Raw genomic sequence first — 19,562 nt, 5'->3', positions numbered from 1 at the left:
GGGCTTTGCCTCAGGGTGACAGTTTGGTTCAGATTAAAGGCGCGACGGTCTGGCACTCAGCCTGGACAGCCCACAAAACAAAAAGCCCCGGACCGAAGTCCGGGGCTTTCGTCTTGTCCGAAGAAACCGGCTTAGCGCACGAAGACCTGAACCTCACCGCCAGCCACGGCCGGGCTGGTGGTGGAAGAGGTCCGCACGCGGCTGGCGGGCAGGTTCATATTGGTCAGCGACCGCAGCACCGAATCGGCGTTACGCTTGGCATTGGTGGCGGCCAGGGCCTGGGTGCCGGGCGTGTTGCCCACCGGCGACACGGCGACCACGTCGAAGGTGGCGCTGGGGCGGCGGTCAAGGGCGCTCTTGATGGCGGCGTAAAGGGCCGGTTCGTAATTCACGTTGGGCCGGTCGAAGCGGATGGTGACCAGCGGCGTCTCTCCGCCAGCCATGGCGCGGGCCGGAGCGGCGTCATAGCTGGCGTTGATGCGGTTGCTGCTCAGGCCGCCAGCGAACAGGGCGCCGTTCTTGATGCCCAGAGCCAGGGTGTTGAGGTTCTGCTTCTCCGAGGCGACATACTGCTGCTGACGGATGGAATCATTGGTCAGTTCCGACAGCAGACGCTCGACCATCACCACGGTGCGGTTGGTCTCGTCCTCGAGGATGCGCAGCTGGCGGTGATCCTCGTCCACGGCGCCCGAGAGCGACCGGGCCGAGCGGACCGAGTCCAGCAGGAAGCCCGCCATGGTCGACGACGCGGTCACGTCGTTGGTCAGGCGGTTCATTTTCAGAACGTCGTCGGTGATGCGGTCCAACTCGCCCTGAGCGGCGTTCCACTGCTGGGTCAGCACCGGATTGCCCGGCGTGGTACCGACCTGGAGGCGGGCGTTGATGGCGGCGACGGTGCCATGATAGCGCTGCGAGTCCTGAACGGTCTCGTTGCGGATCTGCTGCAGCGCCTGGTTCTGACGCGCCAGGGTCGATTGCAGGGCCTGCAGGTCGCCGCGGAGCGCTACGACCTTACCTCCGACGAAGGTCCCGGTGGGCGAGCCGGCGGTGACGCCGATGGGCTCGTAATTTCCGGTTCCCATGGCGGGCGGCACCTCGGCCGGAGCCTCGGTGCTGGAGGCGACGGTTCCCGATGTCGGAAACAGCGCATCCTCGGCAAACGAGCATCCACTCGCCAGGAGGACCGCGCACAGGGCGGCGGCATGGGTCTTTTTCAGGGCCATGGGGATTGCTGATCCTTTGGGTCGCCAGTTCGGACAAGTACCGGCGGGAGCGGACGTCTGTATCCACGAGTGAATGTCAGATTGCCCCCGCAAACTTTGGGGCGGATTCTACGCAAATGACCAAGCGGCCACAAGTACGCATTTCGATAAGTGACACATTCCTATGCCCCGTGTCCCCTTGGTTTGGCCGATTTTGCCGCCAGGCAAATTCCCGCTTGCGGCCCCCGAGGTGTTTGTGTATGGTCCGCGTCCTCGCCGGGGGGCATCCCCGACGGCCAGTGCGCCCGTAGCTCAATTGGATAGAGCACCAGACTACGAATCTGGGGGCTGGAGGTTCGAGTCCTTCCGGGCGCGCCATTCTTTTCAACGGGTTACAGAGAATTCTGTAGCCCTTTTATTTTGCCAAAATTGCTTGCGGACCCGATGCGGACCCCGCCAACAAAAAGTTCCCGCAGCTTCGCGCGAGGGCTCATGGTGGCGATGCCGCCGATGATCAGGGCTCTTGGGGGCGATCCTGCCCAAGGATTTCGAAGATTTCTTGGGCAAGATGGGATCGAAGGAGCAAACCGATCATGACCGACGCGAAGACTGATCTCATCAGCCCCGGCAACATCGCCAAGGAACTGGGGGTGTCGGACGGCAAGGTAAAGAAGGCGATCAAGGAATTGGGATTGGAACCTGCGGCAAAGAAGGGCGTTTGCAGCTTCTTTTTCCGCGATGCCGTTGCAAAGATCAAAGCGTCGGTCGGCGCCTGAATGGCGAAGTCCTGCACACTACCCGAGGGTGGCTCACTGGAACGTGTCGTCCACAGAGCATTCGCTGACGCCCGTGCGGCGGGCCTAGATGACCTTGGGGCGACACAGAGGGCTACGCAGGCGGTTCTGTCGGTTCGGCCTGACATGACGCCCAGAGAGGCCATGAGGTTGGTGGAGCGGGTTCGGGACTAAAGCAGCTAACCAAACCGGCAATTCGGCACATCAATGAACGTGCATGGCCGTGGCATGGCCGGTCAATCCCCACCCAAATTCTGAAATCGGCCACACATTTTTCTGCCGGAAAGTGGCCTCGCCTTGGCGGATGGAATCGGCTGCGGGGTGGGTTGCGCCCTGGTCGTTATCAAGCTGGTGGCTCATGCGGGGCCGTGCCCTGGATGTTTTTCCAGCGAGAAAGCCGAACGCTCTGCCCTCGAGAACCGCCACTCGGGGCGAAGGTCTGCTATGCCGGGTCAGTGCCAGTTGCGGTCATTCCCCCTGGGCGCGCCGCAGATAGCACTGTGAAGTGGAACGTTGATCCTTCACTGGGTATTGACTCCACCCAAATGCGCCCGCGATGACGCTCAACGATCTTCTTGCAAACGGCCAGCCCAATACCTGTTCCTTCGTATTTCTCTCTCGTGTGGAGGCGCTGGAAAATGCCGAAGACGCGCTCAAAATACTCCGAGGCAATACCTATGCCGTTGTCGCCAACACTGAACTGCCAATAACCATCTAGGTGTCGACCACCAATTTGAATAACTGGGTCAGCGTCAGGCTTTCGGTATTTGAGTGAGTTACCAATCAGGTTTTGGAAAAGTCTCATGATTTGAGTGGGATCGCCCAACACCCAGGAATGTTGGATTGCGTCGTCGGTGGTTATGATCGCCGAGTTGTCCTTAATCGTCATCCCCAGATTGGTGAGAGCCAATTGCACCGAAGGCATAATCGGCATGGGAACGATTGGGTCGCCCTTGCGCTCGATACGGGACAGATCGAGCAAATCAAGCACAAGATGGTCCATGCGCTTGGCGCCGTCGCGGGCGAAGCCAATGAACTCCAAGCCATCTCCATCGAGACGGTCACCGTAGCGCCTTTCTAGCAAGGACAGATAGCTGCTGATCATGCGCAGGGGTTCACGAAGGTCGTGGCTCGCGACGTAGGCAAACTGCTCCAGTTCAGCGTTTGAGCGAACCAGTTCCTCTGTCTGGGACGCAAGGGCGGCATTGGCCGCCGCCAGTTCTGCTTCCTTGGATTCGCTTTCGGCCAAGGCGGCGGTAACCTTCTGCTGATGGGCGCTTGCGGCGGTCAGGGAATTGCCGATGGCATTGAGTTCAGAAACGGAGCTGTTGTTGATGCTCGGCTGGGCACCCAACCCGAGCGCGATGGAGGCTCCGGATGCGAGGCGCAGTTGGTTGTTGAGGTGGCGTGCCACCCAGAAGGCGATCAACAGCCCTGCCCAAGCGGCGGCGATGCCGCCTACAGAATATATGATCAAGGATCTTCTTGTTCCGGAGATCAGATCGTCCAACGGTGCGCCGACGGCGACGTATAGGTTGAACTTTGATATTTTCTGAAGCTTGGCCTTAACGGGATCACCGCTCATCGTGTACGCATCAAATGGGCCGTCAATACCGTCGGCCAGGGCATCCAGAACACTTTGCGTGATCTTCGTCCCAATGAATTTCTCAGGCTCCCGGTTTCTTCCGATGATTGTTCCTGTCGAATCGATGAGGGAAAACGTCCAGCCTTTCGGTGCGTTCTGGGCGGACATAATGCTATTGAACGCGCTTGGACGGATCGTAAGCCTGAGAATGCAATCACCATATTCTGGAATTTTCGTAGGATAATTTATGGCAATGACCGGTGCTTTAGTGACTGATCCCAAAAACATATCGGAGACCGACGGGCTCCCCGTCCTGACGGAACTTTTAAAGCTGTCGATAGCCCCGATCCTAGGTAATTCCTTTCCAAAATCGACGTTAGTATTGAATATGTTTTCACCATCTTTGCAGATAAACACTATCGCATTCGCGTCTGTGAAGTTTCCGGCCAGCCTACGGGATTGAGCGTGCAGTGCTTGAATATTCCCGGACAGCGCGGCATCGGAAAGGGCCAATGCGTGCAATGTGGCCAATGCGGTTTCGATTCGCTGATCCACCTGCGTCGCGGTGATCCTCGCCTGCACCCCGAGAAAATCATAAACGGCGTCCCGCTGCTTCACCTCCAAGAGATGCAGTGTGAAAGCTGAGAAGATGATGATCGGAATGGCGGAAGCTGCCGAGATCAACATTAGCCAAGCCCGGAAACTGAGACGAAATTGGCTGATCATCCGGAAGTCTCCCCCCGCACCGGAACCGGTGTCACGTACTGCCGAGCCGGATCAGGCTTGGATATTTCGACGTTCTTGCCCCAACTGGCCCCGGAACGGTTCATCCCATTCTCAATGCCAGTCTCCTGTTATGCCGAATAGGCTAATCAGTCACAGGTCATACCACCAGTGAGGAATTGTTATTAAGTGGAATTGGCGGTGTGAATTTCCGCTGTCTTCATCACGACCCAGTCCGGTACGCCCAAGGCGGTGGAGATCACGGTCGGGGTGATCCGTCGCTTCGACGAGTACGAGAGCGCCGCGGGTCCGGCGCGGCCAAATCGGACAGGATTTGATCGGCCCCTGCCTTCGCGTCATTAACTGTCAAAAAGCAAAGCGTGGTCGGCAGCCTATCGCTTCCGCGCAACGCGATTTCCATCGTTACGACGCGGTGGCGGTTGCGGATGACAGCGGCATAATCCCCGAGGACCTTAATGCAGGCAATACCGCCCACGCCAACATGAAGCCAGTTCTTCTCCACGCTTAGGCGCCTCCAATCTGATCCATGAGATTAGCAGAGGGTGCATATACTGCGAATAGCATATGTCAATTGGTTGGTCCAGAGCTTCTAAAATCAGTGAAATTTTTGGAAGCCGTCCGGCATCGGAAGTTGCGCGCTCAGCGGCACTAGCCCAGGGGCAGGGAGGGTGGGCACTTACCGGGATGATCAGGCCGTCCTTGAGCGGCACAACGCTGCGGTGGCGCTGCTGGCCGACAAGCTGGGCGTCGATCTCGCCGGGCTAGCTGACTGGTATGGGATTGCGTGACATCAACGGTCACCGTCTGATCCAGGCTTGCTGAAGGCCCCTGCCGCGAGGTGGGGGCTTTTGGTATTGTGGCATCGATATCATGTGGAAACGCCATTCGGAGGAGCGAAGTTGAACAACGCGGTGATTGTGACTTTTACGGCTCGTGAACACTCGGGGAAGACCACGCTCGAGGCTGCGTTTGCCAAGCTGTTGGGTGAGCATGGCATCTCAGTGCGGATGCCGCCAGATGCGCAGCGGGACGAAAAGATGGAAATGTCCATGGTCGAATTGCTAGAGCGTTTCAAGGCCAAGGGCGTCACGGTTCTGATGATGGAAAGCAATGCCACCTAAAGCAGGCGCGGCATGACCATCCTGCCACCTCGCCCAACCCTGTCGCCTACCATGCGCCGCCGCCGTCGCCGTGAGCGGGTGATCCTAGCCTGGCTGGTTGCGCTGGTCACAGCTGTCTGGTGGTGGGTGCGCTGATGCTCTCAGCCATCAAATGGATAGGCACCGTCGCCGGGATCATCGGAGCGGGCCTCCTGGCGCTGAACGTGCAGGGGAGCGGCTGGGGCTTCGCCTTCTTCTTCGTGTCATCTGTGGCCTGGGCCTGGGTGGGCATCAAGACCCGCGACCATGCGCTGACGGCCCTGCAGGGCGTCTTCGTCGTCATCGACGTGCTGGGGATTTACCGATGGCTGCTGTAACCGATCCAGACATCTGGCGCTCTGCCGCCCTGCTGATCCAAAGCCACCGCAAGGAAGCTCCGACCTACGCTGCCGAGCGCGCTCAAGGGTTCAAGGCCGAGGGCGATATGGCGGGGTGGTCCATCTGGAGCCAGATCAGTCTCGCTGCTGCGGAACTGCTGCGCTCAGAGCCTGGGCCGGATGATCGGGTGAATTAGCCGACGACGATTTATGCCATTCCGTAAGCCAGAGATCGGCGCTTATCGTGAGAGATTGATCTGACCCTTCATTTTTAGATCGACCTTCAAGATGTGATCAACCAGCCAGCGACGAAGAAATTCGGTCATCTTGTCGGTAGCCACCTTGCCCGGACCCAGTTTTCCCTCACTAAACTTCACGATGAAGTCATTGAGGCTATCCAGCAGCAGGACGTGCTGAATTCGATTTTCGGCCATCCCTGCATATTGAGCCTTCCCCTGCATTTTCTCTTCGCGGGCAAAGTGATCTCGGGCGTATTGCTGCAATCGCCGCAGGGTCGTGCGCATATTATCATCCGGCACTTGCCCGGCGCCTCGTTGGGCAGAAGCCTCGAAATCATTGATGATATCGATCAGACGGCGGTGGTCGCTGTCCACCTCCTCTATGCCAACACTCATCTGCTCTCGCCATGTGATCGGCACGGAAACTACCTCAAGCTAAACGGATCGGGCTTGGCAGTCTGTACCACATCCGTCAACGGGCAAAGATTGATCGCAGGGCAGCAGACTTGCCCTACGCGGCAATCCCGCACTCAACCTCGTCAGCGTCAGGCATCAGCCCCTTGGCAATGCGGCGAGCCACCAAGTAGGGCATTTCAGCATCGGTTTGCTGAATGGCGTGAGCGGCGAAGTCCAACGCAATGCCGCGTGACATACCGCCAGCCTTGGCAGCTTCGACGGCATCAGCGATGAGTTCGAGCAGAGAGTTGTTCATGGCCTTCGATCTTTGGACAGATGTAACCCCAGCAACCTGACCCTACATCGTGGCTGGTTAATGGCGGTTAAATCTCAGGGCTCCAGATTGGAGCGAATTGAAACGGATTGCCACGCTTCCACCTTCTGGTTGGGAAAGTGACGCCTTCTATCTGACGATCAGCCCGGCGTATTCCATTGCCTTCTCACATTCTTCGCTGGCGCAATCGCCCCGGCAGACATCAAGAAGCCGCCGCGCCATCTCGACGGATGACGGCAAGTGTTTTTCAGGAGAGGTGAGGACGGCCTTCGCAGCAAGCGCCATCCGGCAGAACTTCTTGGGCATGAGGTGGAGCCTCAGCGTTGTCCGAGCTCAATATGGCAGTACCATACTTTCGATAGAATAGCCATATGACATATAGGTTAGAAAGCTAACCCCCGTGTTCTTTCGGGGGGTGACACCGGGGCCGGTGTGTACTTCCTGCGCAGAATTGGGCATTTGGGGCGCATGAAGCAGTTAGTGCTGTTCGGCACTCTTTGCCCGAGGATGGGGCGCCAAATCGCCACTATCGCCCACAAAATTTTATCTGAATTGAGGGCCGGGTTCTTTCCAGAAGGGGGTACCCCCGAAATCCCACCGGTATCAAAAATTTCTGGACTGGCCTCTGCGCACGAGCGTGAGGCCGTGTCGGCGGGTGGGTTGGGGGTGGCCCCCCTCCTGATGCCCCCAGGGCCTGCCGGGCCGAGCCTTGGGCTGCCTGCCACCGCGATCTCGCCGCCGGTCTGTTCGGCGAGGCTCCACTCGCCACCTTGGTTCCATCCGAGGCGTAGATGTGTCCATCGGCGCCTTGGAAGCGGGGGAGGGCGTCGGTGTGGTCACCGCGCAGGGTCTGGTCGGGGTAGAGAGTGGCGAAGCCCTGGGACACCATGCCGCGCCAGGACAGGAATTCCGGGTGGCGGGAATTGGTGTAACGCGGGTCGGTCAAGCGAGGGTCAAGGCCGAAAAGCGTCTATCAGAGAAGCCTGGACTGAAGGCTGTTGAGCTAGAGCTTGCCTGTATCAATGAGCGGATAAAGGCCCTTGGGGGCCGGTGAGGAGGTAGCAGCATGGCGAAGAAGATTAGGCCGTTGAACCTGCGCAAGCTGGACAGGTTGATCGCTAAGGCTGAACGGTAAGAACAGAAACAGAAACCGTATGACGTAAACGTGTGACGTATTTCTGGATAATACGCTGCTTAAGCCCTTGAATTCCTTGATTTCTGGGGGTTGGCGGAGGGAGAGGGATTCGAACCCTCGATACGGCTCAACACCGTATACACACTTTCCAGGCGTGCGCCTTCAACCGCTCGGCCACCCCTCCGCAACACACGAACCCGGCGCGCCGGGTTCGGGGAAGGGCGGGAAGATACACGAGCACCGGGATGGGTGCAAGCCCTCAAGAGATTTACAGATTTCTGCCGAAAAGTGGTTGAATTTCAGATAACTTGGGCGCAAACCTATATTCATCCGTGAGATAAGGGCTTTAATCGTCGGGGGCATACATGTTCTTCGGGCGTGTGATGGGTTGGCTGTTGATCGGCGTCGCCGTGATCATGGCGTCAGCCGATGCTGTTCTGGCCTTGGGCCCCGCCGAATACGCCAGTATCGTGACCGCCGACGTGGTTACGCTGATTTCGGGTCATGCGCCGGACACCACGGATGCTGGCCGTTCGGCGTTCAGCGCTTTTGCAGCCACTGTTCTCGACATGCCGGCATGGATTGCCGTTGGCCTGATGGGACTTGGCCTGTCCATCGCCTGCCGCCAGCGCCAGCGCCAGCGCCGTTTCGTCTTCCGCCGCTGACGCAAGTCTGGCATGAGGGTGGCGCTCGGCGCTTCTCACGCGTCGGGCAATGATCTATTTTACACTCCGTTTTTCCCTTCCGTTGCGGGGGGCGGCCCGCCTCACTTGGATTTCGGTTAGTATCTGGCGCCATGCGAGTACAGTTTGCCATTGCCGCCATCCTCGGAATCGGCGGCCTGATAGCTTTGACGCTGGCCCAGGACATTGGCCGCCTGGGGGAAGCTTTCTCCATGCTTGGCCCGGCCATTGCGGCCGTCTGCTTTTTCCGCGCCATTCCCATCGCCGCCCATACCCTGGGTTGGCGCGCCGTCATGGCGCCCGGAGACCGGCCGGGTTTCGGCTCCATGCTGGTCATGCGCTGGATCGGCGAATCCATCAATACCCTGTTGCCGGTGGGCCAGGTCGGCGGCGATGTGGCGCGGGCCCGGCTGATGGCGGCGTCCGGCGTCCGGACGCAGACGGCCGGAGCGCAGGTGGCCGTGGATTTCCTTCTGGGCATCGTCTCCCAGGCGGCGTTCGCCCTGATGGGGGTGGGCGCCCTGCTGCTGACCGCGCCTGGAATTGCCGCCAGTTTCCAGGCCGTGGCGGGAACATTGGTTCTGGTTCTGCTGGCCGGGTTGCTGGCCGCCCTTCAGCGCAAGGGGTTCTTCGGCGGCCTGTCGGGCATTGCGAAAAAGGTGATGGGGGAGGAGACCTCGTCCCGTCTGGCCAGGGGGGCGGCCGAGTTGGACCGGGAGGTGGCGTCGATCCTTGGGGACCGGCCGCGGATGCTGGCCGGTTTCGGCTGGCGGCTGGCCGGGTGGCTGACCCATGTGGGCGAGGCCTGGATCCTGCTGTCGGCCCTTGGTCTGCCTACCAATCTGGAGACCGCTCTGGCGCTGGAGAGTCTGACCTGGGCGATCCGTAGCGCCGCATTCCTGATACCGGGCGCCATCGGCGCGCAGGAGGGCGCGATCGTGGCGGTGGGGCTTTTGCTGGGTGTGCCTGCAGAATCCGCTCTGGCCCTGGCTTTGGCCAAGCGCGCCCGCGAAATCCTGGTCTGCGGTCCTGGCCTGCTGGTCTGGCTGTTTACCGAACGCCGGGGGATCAAGGGTCTGTTGGCTCCGGAGAGGCAGAATTGAGCGGCTTGCCCATCCTGTCCGTGGCGGCCCTGGTCGACCTCGAGCAACGCCAGGGGGCCGGAGGTCATGTGAAGTGCTGGGAGCGGCTGGCCGAGGCTGCGCTTCGCCAGCCCGAAAGCTTGGAACTGACGGTCTTCATGTCGGGAGAGGCCGAGCGGACCACCGAATTGGGCGCCAATGTCCGCTGCGTCACCCTGCCGCCCGTCTTCAGTACGCGGCGCTTGCAGGCCTTGACCGGTCCGCTGCCCGATCATACCGATCTGTCGCCCTGGCATCCCCTGCTGGCCCGAAGGTTGAGCGAGGGCCGCTTCAACATGCTGCACACCACCGACGCCTTCTTCGCCTTTTCCCGAACGGCGGAGCGGGTGGCGGCGCGGACCGGGCTGCCCCTGGTCAATTCCATTCACACCGCCACCCCGGAACTGACCCGACTGTTCGCCGAGCAGTCCATCCACAAGATTTGCGGCCATGGCTGGCTGGGGCGGTTGCTGACCCAGGACCTGGATCTGCCCGAACGGTTCAAGCGGACCAAGCTGGCCCGTCTGGCCCGTCATCAGTCCCGCTGCGCCTATGCGCTGGTGTCCAAGGCTGACGAAGTCCGGCTGGCCTCCGAGGTCTTGCCTCCCGACAGGGTGCGGATGCTGCGGCGCGGTCTCAACCACAATGTCTTCGCTCCGGAAAAGCGCGACCGCGCCTGGCTTTCTGCCCGTTTCGGCATTCCCGAGACCATGTCCGTCGCGCTGTTCGTCGGCCGTCTGGACCCCAGCAAAAATCTGGCCCCCCTGGTGGAAGCGATCCGGCAGGTCAACGGGCGCGGCGTCGGCCTTCATCTGTTCTGCGCCGGTGACGGCCGTGAGAAGGCGGCCATTCTCGGGCGGCTTGGTTCCTCGGTGACCTGTCCCGGCCAGTTGGGCGAGGAGGATCTGTCGCGGGTTTACGCCTGCGCCGATCTGCTGGTCATGCCCTCGGAGATCGAAGTGGTCAGCAATGTCGTTCTCGAAGGTTTGGCGTCGGGCCTGCCGGTGGTCGTCTCCGCCGCCGGAGGAATGAGCCATTATGTTCAGCCGGGGCTAACCGGCGAAGTGGTCGGCGACAGTTCCGCCCGCAAATGGGCCGAGGTTCTCGAGGCCCTGGCTGGCAATCCGGGGCATCTGGCGGAGATGCGCCAGGCGGTGACGTCCAGCACCAGCCATGCCCTGCCCAGCTGGGATCAGGTCCTGGTCGAGGATTTGCTGCCGGTCTGGCGCGCCGCCGTTGAAGAGGCCGAAGCCGTTGCCATGGGGCAGAAGCTGGAAGCCGCCTGCCGGTCATGACCGCGTCCATTCTGGTCCTCGCGCCTCATCCCGATGACGAGGTCGTCGGCTTTTCGGCGATGATCGGGCGGGCCAGGGCAAGCGGGTCGCGGGTCGCGGTTCTGTGGCTGACCGACGGCATTCCGGCGGCGGAACTGCTCTGGCCCTGGCAGCGCAGTGGGCGTTCCCGGCGTGTCGCCGTCCGAACCGCCGAGGCCGTGGCGGCGGCGAAGCTTCTGGGGGCCGAGGCCATCGGTCCGCTTCCCATCCCGACCCGCAGGCTGAAGGATGAGTTCGCCGTGGCGCGCCGCGCCGTCCTTGACGCTCTCGACCGTCTGGGGGCCGACGCCTTGTGGGTCCCGGCCTATGAAGGCGGACATCAGGACCACGACGTGGCCAGCTTTCTGGCGAGGGGATTGCGCCATCGGGTGGAGGTCTTCGAGGCGCCGCTCTACAACTTCGCCGCAGGCCGGGTGAACAGCCAGTGCTTTATCGGCGGAGTCGCGGGGCAGGTGATCGCCCTGACGCCCGACGAGCAGGTGGCCAAGAGACTCCAACTGGCCGTCTATGGCAGTGAAAGCGGCAATCTGGATTATGTCCAAAGCGCGCGCGAGGCGCTGCGGCCCCAGGCGGAGTACGACTATTCGCGCCCTCCCCATCCGGGGCTGACCTTCTACCAGAGATTCCAGTGGGTTCCGTTTCGCCATCCGCGCATCGACTTCACCACCCCGGCGGAAGTCTGCGATGCCCTGGCGAAATTGGGCAAAGAGGATCTGTAACGCGCGAAAACCGTCAGGCGACTTGCTGGCGCAAGGCGTCCAGTTGTTCGCGGATTTCGTCGAGCCGCAGCACCAAGGCGACGATGCCCAACTGCTCTTCCACCTGATTACGCTCCTCCATCAGGGCCTGACGGGCGGCGGGATCAGCGGTTTGCCAGCGGACATTCATGCCTTCTTCGTACTCGGCGAAGGTGTGAAGGGCGGTGTCCAACTCGGCATCGAGCCGTTTTTTCTCTTCGGCAAGTGATTCGGTCATGGTCTTTACGTCGTCCACGCTGGCGTCGTCGCCGTCCGCTAGGCGGCGAGCCTCTTTCTGGGATCTAGCATCTCGACCTCGGCACGGGCGGCGGCGTCCTCGACCCCGGTGACCGCCGCCAGCAGCATGGCTGCCGCGGTGAGGCCCTCCGTATGGGCGACACCATCGCCATGCCCCGAAGCAAGTGCATCCTGAACGGTTTCGTCGTAGGCGGTCAACACCATCTCCAACGTCGCTGCATCCATGATACCTCCTTCAGGCCATCGCCTGGCAACTGTGTCCCGCCAGGGAGACGGGAGACTCTTCTAGGTCGATAGTATGTCGGCGGGATTTCGGCCCGCAATAGAATAATGTCCGCATTACAAATATGAGTATTGTAATGGCGTCAAATTTATTGCGGCTTTTCATTAAACATCATGTAAACAGCCTGTAACAAGCAATTCTGCATAATCGCCATTTCGCGCGCAAGTTACCATGGCGGAGGTATGTGCCCGCATCGGCTGTCCGCATTGTGGTGGCGATGGAGTTGGGATGAGCGCCTTGGGGACGAGTCCCTTGGCGTATCCCCTCAGTGGGCCGCGTCCCAGCTGTCTGCGATTCCAGCTTCCACCAGCAGGGGGACGGAAAGGGTGGCGGCGGCTTCCATGACGCGCTTCACCACCCGGACGGTGGCCTCGGTCTCGTCCTCGGGGGCTTCGAGCACCAGTTCGTCATGGACCTGGAGCAGCAGGCGGGCCTTGAGCCCCTCCGCCACCAGAGCGGCAGGCAGGCGGATCATGGCCCGCTTGATGATGTCGGCAGCACCGCCCTGGATGGGGCCGTTGATGGCGGCGCGCTCGGCGAAGGCGCGCATGGCCCCGTTCTTGTCCTTGATGCCCGGCGTGAAAACCTTGCGCCCGAACAAGGTGGTGACGAATCCCTTCTCCCGCGCCTCCTCCTTGGTCCGTTCCATGAAGGTGCGGATTTCGGGGTAGCGGGCGAAATAGGCTTCGATATAGGCCTTGGCTTCGCCCTGGGGGATGCCCAGTTGAGCGGCCAGACCGAAGGGGCTGATGCCGTAGATGATGCCGAAATTGATGGCCTTGGCCCGGCGGCGCAGGGCGGAATCCATGCCGTCCAACGGCACGCCGAAGACCTGCGACGCGGTGATGGCGTGGATGTCGGCGCCGTCGGCGAAGGCGTCGCGCAGGCCCTCGATCTCCGCCACATGGGCGACGAGGCGCAACTCGATCTGGGAATAGTCGGCGCTGATCAGTCTCTTGCCCGGCTCGGCCACGAAGGCGTGGCGGATCTTGCGGCCTTCCTCGGTGCGGATGGGGATGTTCTGCAGATTGGGGTCGCTAGACGATAACCGCCCGGTGGTGGTGGCCGCCAAGGCATAGGAGGTGTGGACGCGGCCCGTGGCCGGATTGATCTGGGCCACCAGGGCGTCGGTATAGGTGCCCTTCAGCTTGGATAATTGCCGCCAGTCCAGCAGACGGGCGGGAAGGGGATGGAGATGGGCCAGGTCCTCCAGAACATCGGCGCCGGTGGCCCATTGGCCGGTCTTGGTCTTCTTGCCGCCGGGGAGATTAAGGGTCTCGAACAGGACCTTGCCCAATTGCTGCGGCGAGCCCAGGTTGAAGGCCTCGCCGTTATTGAGCGCCACCACCTCGGTCTCCAACTCGGTCAGGCGGCGACCGAAATCCTCGGAAAGCGCCATCAGTTGGGGGCGGTCCACCTTGATGCCGTCGCGCTCCATGGCGGCGATCACCGGCACCAGCGGGCGTTCCAGGGTCTCGTAGACGCTGACCATGCGTTCAAGCAAAAGGCGCGGCTTGAGCAGGCCGTGCAGCCTGAGCGTCATATCCGCGTCCTCGGCGGCATAGGCGCAGGCCTTGTCCAGGGGCACACGGTCGAAGGTCACCTGATTGCGCCCCGAACCGCAGACTTCCGCGAAGCTGATATTCCTGTGGCCGAGATGGAGCAGGCACAATTCGTCCAGCCCATGGCCGTGGCTGGCCCCGTCCAGCACATAGGACAGCAGCATGGTGTCGTCGAAGGATTGGATGGCAAGGCCCAGCCCCGCCATCACCTGCATGTCGTATTTGATGTTGTGCCCGACCTTAAGGACCGCCGGATCGGCCAGCAAGGGCTTCAACCGCGCCAAGATGTCGGCGGCGGGAATCAGCTTGGGCGCATCCGCCGACGGGCCGCCCAGCAGATCGCCCTGGGCCTCGCCCGAGGAATGCATCACGGGGATATAGCAGGCCCGCCCCGGCGCCAGGGCCAGGGACACGCCCACCAGCTTGGCGCGCAGCGGGTCGAGGCCGGTCGTCTCGGTATCAAAGCCCACCAGCCCGGCCTTGCTAGCCTGGGCAACCCAGCGGTCCAGGGCGGCCAAGTCGGTGACCAACTCGTAATCACTCTCCACCTTGGGCGGCAGGGAGGGCGCCTCGGCCGAAGCCGTGTCCACGATGGCGCGGGTGGCGGTCGGTGCCGTGGTGGGAATCTTGGCGTTGAGGCGGCCCATGAGCGAGCGGAAGCCCTGGGCGGCACAGAAGGCGGCCAGCTTTTCCGGAGCGGGCGGCTTGACGTCCAGATCGGCCAGCGGCACCGGCACCGGCGCGTCGGTGCGCAGGCGCACCAACTGGCGCGAGATGCGGGCCAGTTCGGCATGTTCGATCAGGCTTTCGCGGCGCTTGGGCTGCTTGATCTCCGAGGCCCTGGCCAGCAGGGTGTCGAGATCGCCGTATTCCTCGATCAGTTGAGCGGCGGTCTTGACGCCGATACCCGGTACGCCCGGCACGTTGTCGGAGGAATCGCCGCACAGCGCCTGGACATCGACCACCTTGTCCGGGGCCACGCCGAACTTCTCGCGCACCTCGGCCTCGCCGATGGCGCGGTTCTTCATGGGGTCGTACATATCGACCCCCGGCCCCACCAACTGCATCAGATCCTTGTCCGACGACACGATGGTGACGCTGGCCCCGGCCTCGACGGCCAAGCGGGCATAGGTGGCGATCAGGTCATCGGCCTCGAAGCCCTCCAACTCGATGGCGGGCAGGTCGAAGGCCCTGGTGGCTTCGCGCACCAGGGGGAACTGAGGCACCAGTTCGTCGGGCGCGGGCGGGCGGTGGGCCTTGTATTCGGGATAGATCTCGCTGCGGAAGGTCTTGCGCGAGGAGTCAAAGATCACCGCCACATGATCCGACTGGCTGTCGGCCAAGAGCTTCATCAGCATGGTGGTGAAGCCGTAGACGGCGTTCACCGGCGTGCCGTCGGGCCGCGTCATGGGCGGCAGGCCGTGAAAGGCCCGGAAGATGAAGCCCGAGCCGTCGATCAGGGTGACATGGCGAGGAGCGGTCAATGGTGACCGATCTTGGCGCCCTCGGCCAGAACATAGGTCCGCGAGCAATAGGGGCACACGATCTTGCCCTCGGCCGTCAGGTCGAGGAAGACGCGGGGATGACCGAGGCCGTTGGCCACGTCGCCGTCACAGGCGACCGAGGCGGCGGAAACGGTGACGGTGTCGAAAGCGGGCTGGGTGGAAGCGGAAGACATGGGTGCTCCGTTGACCGAGGTGTTGGCCGGATGATACCCATTGGCGGCCATGGTTCAATCACTCTCTCACACCAGCTTGCCCGAATCGGCGGTCGAAGCCCACTGTCTGGTCAAGGTCTATCAGGGCCGGGGCGGGGAAAAGCGCGCATTGGACGGCGTTTCGCTGTCGGTGCCACGCGGCTCGTTCTTCGGCCTGCTGGGCCCCAACGGGGCGGGAAAGAGTACTTTCATCAACATCATGGCCGGTCTGGTGCGCAAGACCGAGGGCCGGGTAAGGATCTGGGACCGCGATATCGACACCGACAGCCGCGGCGCCAAGGCCGCCATCGGGGTCGTGCCGCAGGAACTGAATCTGGACCCCTTCTTCACCCCGCGTGAATTGCTGGACGTGCAGGCGGGCATGTATGGCGTGCCCAAATCCGAACGCCGCACCATGGAAATTCTCGAAGCGGTGGGGCTGGCCGACAAGGCGGGGGCTTATGCCCGCACCCTGTCGGGCGGCATGCGCCGCCGTCTGCTGGTGGCCAAGGCCATGGTGCACGCGCCGCCCGTCCTGGTCCTCGACGAACCAACAGCCGGTGTCGATATCGAATTGCGCCAACAGCTCTGGGCCTATGTGCGCCAGTTGAACGAGCACGGCACCACCATTTTGCTCACCACCCATTACCTGGAAGAGGCGGAGCAGCTTTGCGACCGCATCGCCATCATCAATCACGGCAAGCTGGTGGCCTGCGATTCCACGCCCAATCTTTTGAAGCGCATCGATGGCAAGGCGTTGACCATTACCCTCGACGCCGATCTGGCGGAGATACCGGCTGAACTGGTTCCCTTTGGGCCGGAACGGCTGGACGGGCGGCGGCTTTTGTTGCGCTATCGTCCTTCGGCCACGCCCATGGGCCGCATTCTGGACGCCTTCGCCGCCGCCAAGCTGGGCATCGCAGACCTGTCCACCGAGGAAACCGATCTCGAGGATATCTTCCTGCAACTGACATCGGCGAAATAATGCGCGCCCGTGTCACGGGATTCTTGGGGAGCCTGCTGATGGTTCTGCTGCTTTGCGCCTGCTCCGCCGTCACCCAGCCAGCCGGTCCCTCGATCCGCCAGCCAGCCCTGGAGAGCAAAAGCCTGATCATGGCCGATGGGGCGGTTCTGCCCCTGCGCTCATGGCTGCCCGAGGCCGAGCCCAAGGCGGCGATCATCGCCGCCCATGGCATGAACGATTATTCCAATGCCTTCGACGGGCCGGGCAAGGGGTTGGCGGCCAAGGGGATCGCCGTCTACGCCTATGACCAGCGGGGCTTTGGCCAGGCGCCCCATCCCGGCTGGTGGTCGTCCACCGAGACCATGGCCGAGGACCTGCGCACGGCATCGCGCCTGATCGCCGCCCGCCACCCGCAAACGCCCCTCTATCTGCTGGGCGAGAGCATGGGGGGCGCCGTGGTGATCGAGACCGGAGCCCATGCGCCGCCGCCCGAGATACGGGGCCTTATCCTCTCGGCGCCCGCGGTATGGGGGCGCGCTTCCATGCCCTGGTACCAGCGCGCCGCCCTGTGGCTGTCCTACAAGGTCGCGCCGGGCTGGGTGCTGACCGGGCGCGGACTGAAGATCAGGCCTTCCGACAATATCGAGATGCTGCGCGCCCTGTCCAAGGACCCCCTGGTCATCAAGGAGACGCGGGTGGATGCCATTCACGGCATGGTCGACCTGATGGATGCGGCGCAAGAGGCCGCTCCCCATCTGGAACTGCCCTTGCTGCTGCTTTACGGCGCCCATGACGAGATCATTCCGCCCGAGCCCACCTGGGCGGCGGTGGCCGGTCTTCCCCATCTGGGCACCCGCCAGCGCGCGGCGCTGTACGAGAATGGCTGGCACATGCTGCTGCGCGATCTTCAGGCCCAGGTGGTAATCGACGATATCGCCGCCTGGGTGGAGGATCAGTCGGCTCCACTGCCTTCGGGTGCCGACAGGGCTGCGTCAGGAAAGCTTGAGACCCTTGCGTCGGAGACCCGATGACGGCGGCCATGTCCCCATGTCATACTTCGCGGGTGCACAACATGCAGGGGAGTTTCATGGCTTCTTGTTCCCGGCTCTGGACACTGGCGATGGTGCTGATTGCCGCATGGGGGCCGGCCATGGCCGACCCAAAGGTGGTCCGCGCCCTGGGCGAAGGCCTGCCCCAGCCCGGAGCCCAGATGGAAGACGTGCGCGCCATGAAGCTTGCGCCCGACCGCCGCATCGTCTGTGAGTCCGATGTGGAGAAGCCCCGGCTGGCCAATCCCGGTCTGATGCAGGCGCAGCGTTCGCGAGGCGCCGACCATGTGCGGCGCTGCGCGGTCTTCGTCGATGACGGCAAGGGAGTCTGGTCGCTGGCAGGCGTGCCGACGGTATTCGGTGATGCGCGGCTGTGGCTGATCTTCGTGGAGCAGGGCTCGCAGGGGCGATACCGCCTGGCGCAGTTCAGCCTGTGGGGCCGTAATTCGGAATGGGACAAGGCGGCGGGCCTGCTGGGCTCCATGCTGGGCGAACCCGCCACCCAGGCCGATCGCATGCTGGGCTGGAAGGACGAGCAGCACGAGACCCTGATGTTCATCGACGACAAATATCCCGATGAATTCGCCATCGCCGTGGGCGATGTCCGTCTGCGCAAGCTGATGCGATCCCCCGGAACCTCCAATCGCGAGTAGTTGCCATGCGTCTTGCCGCCCTGCTGGGCTTTCTTCTGCTCAGCCTGCCCGCCTGGGCCGCCGACACCACCCGCCCCTTGGAGCTGGGCCCGGCCCAATTGGGCATGCGGGCCAATCAGCTGCGCTATGCGGCCCTTCCCGCCAATACCCGCATGATCTGCGGCTGGGATGCCGACAAGCCGCCGGGGGTGGAGAAAACTCCGCTGATGATGGTGGGCGCCATGGTCACCGCCAAGGTGGACCGCTGCGCCATCTTCGCCGATGACGGCAAGAACAACTGGGCCCCCAAGCCCACTTCGGTGGGCGGGGTGCCCACCGAATTGTGGTTCATGACCATTGAGGACGAGACGGGGGTTCAACGCATCTTCCAGATCGTCGGCCGCCAGGACCCGGACAAGTTCCCCACCACCTTCGCCTTCCTGTCCGACCGCTGGGGGGCGCCAGTGCAGAAAGTGCCCTATTACGTCCGCTGGCTGAACGGCACCAATGAAGGCCAGATGAAGGAAAGCGAAGAGGGCATCATGCTGTGGCTGTTCGACACCAAGCTCTTCGCCCTGATGGAATCGCGCATGCCCAGGGGCAAGTCCAAGAAGTAGCAGCCCGGATCAGGGACAGCCGCGCAGCGAGCTTTCCCGGTTGATGGAGGCCAGGCGCCTTTCTCCCAGATCGAGGGCCTTGACTGCGGCCCGCCGATGGTCGAGCAACTCGCATTCCGCGGCGCTCAGAATTTTCTGATCCGATTTGGTGAGGATAGCGTGATATCGCCTGGCTGACGCGTCGCCCTGGGACTTGGCCGCCAGATAGGCCTGATGCCACTTGGCGTACTGGCCGTTGCCCACCAGCGAGATGACGACCTCGGCGGCGGACAGGCTGCCGGGCTTTAAGGGGAAGCGGATATATCCGCCGGGAATGTCCGGCGACTGCATGGTGTAGATTCCGATCGTGTTGTCGACGACCGCATTGGTCTGTTTGTCCGCGGAGATCGGCTGACAGCGCAGGTCCTTGACCTCGGCGCTCAGGGCCCGCTGCTTGGGGGCCAGTTCCGCCGTCATGTCGATGGCCTTGCGCAGCAGTGCCACGCATTCCGACGCCTGTTCACCCGCTCCAATCTGGATTTTCCTCCCCTTGTACTCTACCGCCTGAGGCGCGGCCTCGGCGCCCAGCGCCGTCACGAGTCCCAATGCGGCGACCCATCCCACTGCCTTCATGTCGATCCCCCCAAGTTGGCGCCGCCTTTCCCTCCCCAGAGAAAGTTACGACGAAGAACGAATGATGAAGGACGGCGAATGGACGATCAATCGCACCAATAGGCCTAC

General features: G+C 62.4%; 23 protein-coding genes and 2 tRNA genes. 13 read left to right on the top strand and 12 right to left on the bottom strand.

Annotation, left to right across the window (positions count from 1 at the left end):
• Positions 1 to 131: 131 nt before the first annotated feature.
• Positions 132 to 1,223 (bottom strand): hypothetical protein, encoded by a 1,092-nt coding sequence (locus tag CCC_RS14980; RefSeq protein ID WP_009870138.1) that lies wholly within the window; start codon positions 1,221 to 1,223, stop codon positions 132 to 134.
• Positions 1,224 to 1,503: 280 nt separating this feature from the next.
• Between CCC_RS14980 and CCC_RS14975 the strand changes: the two genes are divergently transcribed.
• Positions 1,504 to 1,580 (top strand) — tRNA-Arg (locus CCC_RS14975).
• Positions 1,581 to 1,795: 215 nt separating this feature from the next.
• Entirely contained in the window at positions 1,796 to 1,978 is a 183-nt protein-coding gene (locus CCC_RS14970) for a hypothetical protein (RefSeq protein ID WP_009870139.1), read from the top strand.
• A 222-nt stretch (positions 1,979 to 2,200) separates the two neighbouring features.
• Here the strand turns inward: CCC_RS14970 and CCC_RS22465 are convergent, their stop codons facing one another.
• Positions 2,201 to 2,356 (bottom strand): hypothetical protein, encoded by a 156-nt coding sequence (locus tag CCC_RS22465; protein WP_160295540.1) that lies wholly within the window; start codon positions 2,354 to 2,356, stop codon positions 2,201 to 2,203.
• An 82-nt stretch (positions 2,357 to 2,438) separates the two neighbouring features.
• Positions 2,439 to 4,307 carry a sensor histidine kinase gene (locus tag CCC_RS22830; RefSeq protein ID WP_236686396.1) on the bottom strand — a complete coding sequence of 623 codons (1,869 nt, stop codon included), beginning with the start codon at positions 4,305 to 4,307 and terminating at the stop codon, positions 2,439 to 2,441.
• 917 nt (positions 4,308 to 5,224) lie between these two features.
• Here CCC_RS22830 and CCC_RS14955 point away from each other — a divergent pair.
• From CCC_RS14955 to CCC_RS14945, 3 genes are all read left to right on the top strand, one after another.
• Complete coding sequence (locus CCC_RS14955) at positions 5,225 to 5,446, top strand: hypothetical protein (protein WP_041041972.1); 222 nt, start codon at positions 5,225 to 5,227, stop codon at positions 5,444 to 5,446.
• A gap of 134 nt (positions 5,447 to 5,580) precedes the next feature.
• Positions 5,581 to 5,802 (top strand): nicotinamide mononucleotide transporter, encoded by a 222-nt coding sequence (locus tag CCC_RS14950; RefSeq protein WP_052473261.1) that lies wholly within the window; start codon positions 5,581 to 5,583, stop codon positions 5,800 to 5,802.
• Complete coding sequence (locus tag CCC_RS14945; RefSeq protein WP_041041971.1) at positions 5,790 to 5,999, top strand: hypothetical protein; 210 nt, start codon at positions 5,790 to 5,792, stop codon at positions 5,997 to 5,999. Before CCC_RS14950 ends, CCC_RS14945 begins: the two co-directional genes overlap by 13 nt.
• A gap of 42 nt (positions 6,000 to 6,041) precedes the next feature.
• On the opposite strand, the gene CCC_RS14940 is transcribed toward CCC_RS14945, so the two are convergent.
• The 4 genes from CCC_RS14940 to CCC_RS14930 form a co-directional block, all read right to left on the bottom strand.
• Entirely contained in the window at positions 6,042 to 6,461 is a 420-nt protein-coding gene (locus CCC_RS14940) for a bacteriohemerythrin (protein ID WP_041041970.1), read from the bottom strand.
• Between the two features lie 91 nt (positions 6,462 to 6,552).
• Positions 6,553 to 6,753 carry a hypothetical protein gene (locus tag CCC_RS14935; RefSeq protein WP_009870141.1) on the bottom strand — a complete coding sequence of 67 codons (201 nt, stop codon included), beginning with the start codon at positions 6,751 to 6,753 and terminating at the stop codon, positions 6,553 to 6,555.
• 147 nt (positions 6,754 to 6,900) lie between these two features.
• Complete coding sequence (locus CCC_RS22460; RefSeq protein ID WP_160295539.1) at positions 6,901 to 7,077, bottom strand: hypothetical protein; 177 nt, start codon at positions 7,075 to 7,077, stop codon at positions 6,901 to 6,903.
• Between the two features lie 920 nt (positions 7,078 to 7,997).
• Positions 7,998 to 8,090 (bottom strand) — tRNA-Ser (locus CCC_RS14930).
• Positions 8,091 to 8,271: 181 nt separating this feature from the next.
• On the opposite strand from CCC_RS14930, the gene CCC_RS14925 reads away from it, so the two are divergent.
• From CCC_RS14925 to CCC_RS14910, 4 genes are all read left to right on the top strand, one after another.
• On the top strand, positions 8,272 to 8,571 hold the full coding sequence (locus CCC_RS14925; protein WP_009870142.1) for a hypothetical protein: 300 nt from the start codon (positions 8,272 to 8,274) through the stop codon (positions 8,569 to 8,571).
• A gap of 131 nt (positions 8,572 to 8,702) precedes the next feature.
• Complete coding sequence (locus CCC_RS14920; protein WP_009870143.1) at positions 8,703 to 9,692, top strand: flippase-like domain-containing protein; 990 nt, start codon at positions 8,703 to 8,705, stop codon at positions 9,690 to 9,692.
• The gene (locus CCC_RS14915) at positions 9,689 to 11,005 is read left to right on the top strand and encodes a glycosyltransferase (RefSeq protein WP_009870144.1); all 1,317 of its coding nucleotides are present in this window, start codon (positions 9,689 to 9,691) and stop codon (positions 11,003 to 11,005) included. The genes CCC_RS14920 and CCC_RS14915 overlap by 4 nt, the downstream gene beginning before the upstream one ends.
• Positions 11,002 to 11,763, top strand: a complete 762-nt coding sequence (locus tag CCC_RS14910) for a PIG-L family deacetylase (protein ID WP_009870145.1) — start codon at positions 11,002 to 11,004, stop codon at positions 11,761 to 11,763. Before CCC_RS14915 ends, CCC_RS14910 begins: the two co-directional genes overlap by 4 nt.
• A 13-nt stretch (positions 11,764 to 11,776) precedes the next feature.
• On the opposite strand, the gene CCC_RS14905 is transcribed toward CCC_RS14910, so the two are convergent.
• From CCC_RS14905 to CCC_RS14890, 4 genes are all read right to left on the bottom strand, one after another.
• Positions 11,777 to 12,019 carry a hypothetical protein gene (locus CCC_RS14905; RefSeq protein ID WP_041042447.1) on the bottom strand — a complete coding sequence of 81 codons (243 nt, stop codon included), beginning with the start codon at positions 12,017 to 12,019 and terminating at the stop codon, positions 11,777 to 11,779.
• A 38-nt stretch (positions 12,020 to 12,057) separates the two neighbouring features.
• Positions 12,058 to 12,264: a hypothetical protein gene (locus CCC_RS14900; protein ID WP_009870147.1), complete on the bottom strand. Its 207-nt coding sequence runs from the start codon at positions 12,262 to 12,264 to the stop codon at positions 12,058 to 12,060.
• Positions 12,265 to 12,587: 323 nt separating this feature from the next.
• Entirely contained in the window at positions 12,588 to 15,368 is a 2,781-nt protein-coding gene (gene polA / locus CCC_RS14895; RefSeq protein WP_009870148.1) for a DNA polymerase I, read from the bottom strand.
• Positions 15,365 to 15,613, bottom strand: coding sequence for a zinc-finger domain-containing protein (locus CCC_RS14890; RefSeq protein WP_009870149.1), 249 nt, complete (start codon positions 15,611 to 15,613; stop codon positions 15,365 to 15,367). The genes polA and CCC_RS14890 overlap by 4 nt, the downstream gene beginning before the upstream one ends.
• Here CCC_RS14890 and CCC_RS14885 point away from each other — a divergent pair.
• The 4 genes from CCC_RS14885 to CCC_RS14870 all read left to right on the top strand — a co-directional run bounded on the left by CCC_RS14885 (position 15,612) and on the right by CCC_RS14870 (position 18,842).
• The gene (locus CCC_RS14885; RefSeq protein WP_009870150.1) at positions 15,612 to 16,565 is read left to right on the top strand and encodes an ABC transporter ATP-binding protein; all 954 of its coding nucleotides are present in this window, start codon (positions 15,612 to 15,614) and stop codon (positions 16,563 to 16,565) included. The genes CCC_RS14890 and CCC_RS14885 overlap by 2 nt on opposite strands.
• A gap of 38 nt (positions 16,566 to 16,603) precedes the next feature.
• Entirely contained in the window at positions 16,604 to 17,575 is a 972-nt protein-coding gene (locus tag CCC_RS14880; RefSeq protein ID WP_322097205.1) for an alpha/beta hydrolase, read from the top strand.
• 119 nt (positions 17,576 to 17,694) lie between these two features.
• Positions 17,695 to 18,246: a hypothetical protein gene (locus tag CCC_RS14875; RefSeq protein WP_236686395.1), complete on the top strand. Its 552-nt coding sequence runs from the start codon at positions 17,695 to 17,697 to the stop codon at positions 18,244 to 18,246.
• 5 nt (positions 18,247 to 18,251) lie between these two features.
• Complete coding sequence (locus CCC_RS14870; protein WP_009870153.1) at positions 18,252 to 18,842, top strand: hypothetical protein; 591 nt, start codon at positions 18,252 to 18,254, stop codon at positions 18,840 to 18,842.
• A 9-nt stretch (positions 18,843 to 18,851) separates the two neighbouring features.
• On the opposite strand, the gene CCC_RS14865 is transcribed toward CCC_RS14870, so the two are convergent.
• Positions 18,852 to 19,454, bottom strand: coding sequence for a hypothetical protein (locus CCC_RS14865; RefSeq protein ID WP_009870154.1), 603 nt, complete (start codon positions 19,452 to 19,454; stop codon positions 18,852 to 18,854).
• Between the last annotated feature and the right edge of the window lie 108 nt (positions 19,455 to 19,562).

This window comes from Paramagnetospirillum magnetotacticum MS-1, assembly GCF_000829825.1.
Classification (GTDB): Bacteria; Pseudomonadota; Alphaproteobacteria; order Rhodospirillales; family Magnetospirillaceae; genus Phaeospirillum; species Phaeospirillum magnetotacticum.
The sequence above is the reverse complement of the archived record's forward strand: the minus strand, read 5'-3'. Positions and strand labels throughout refer to the sequence as shown.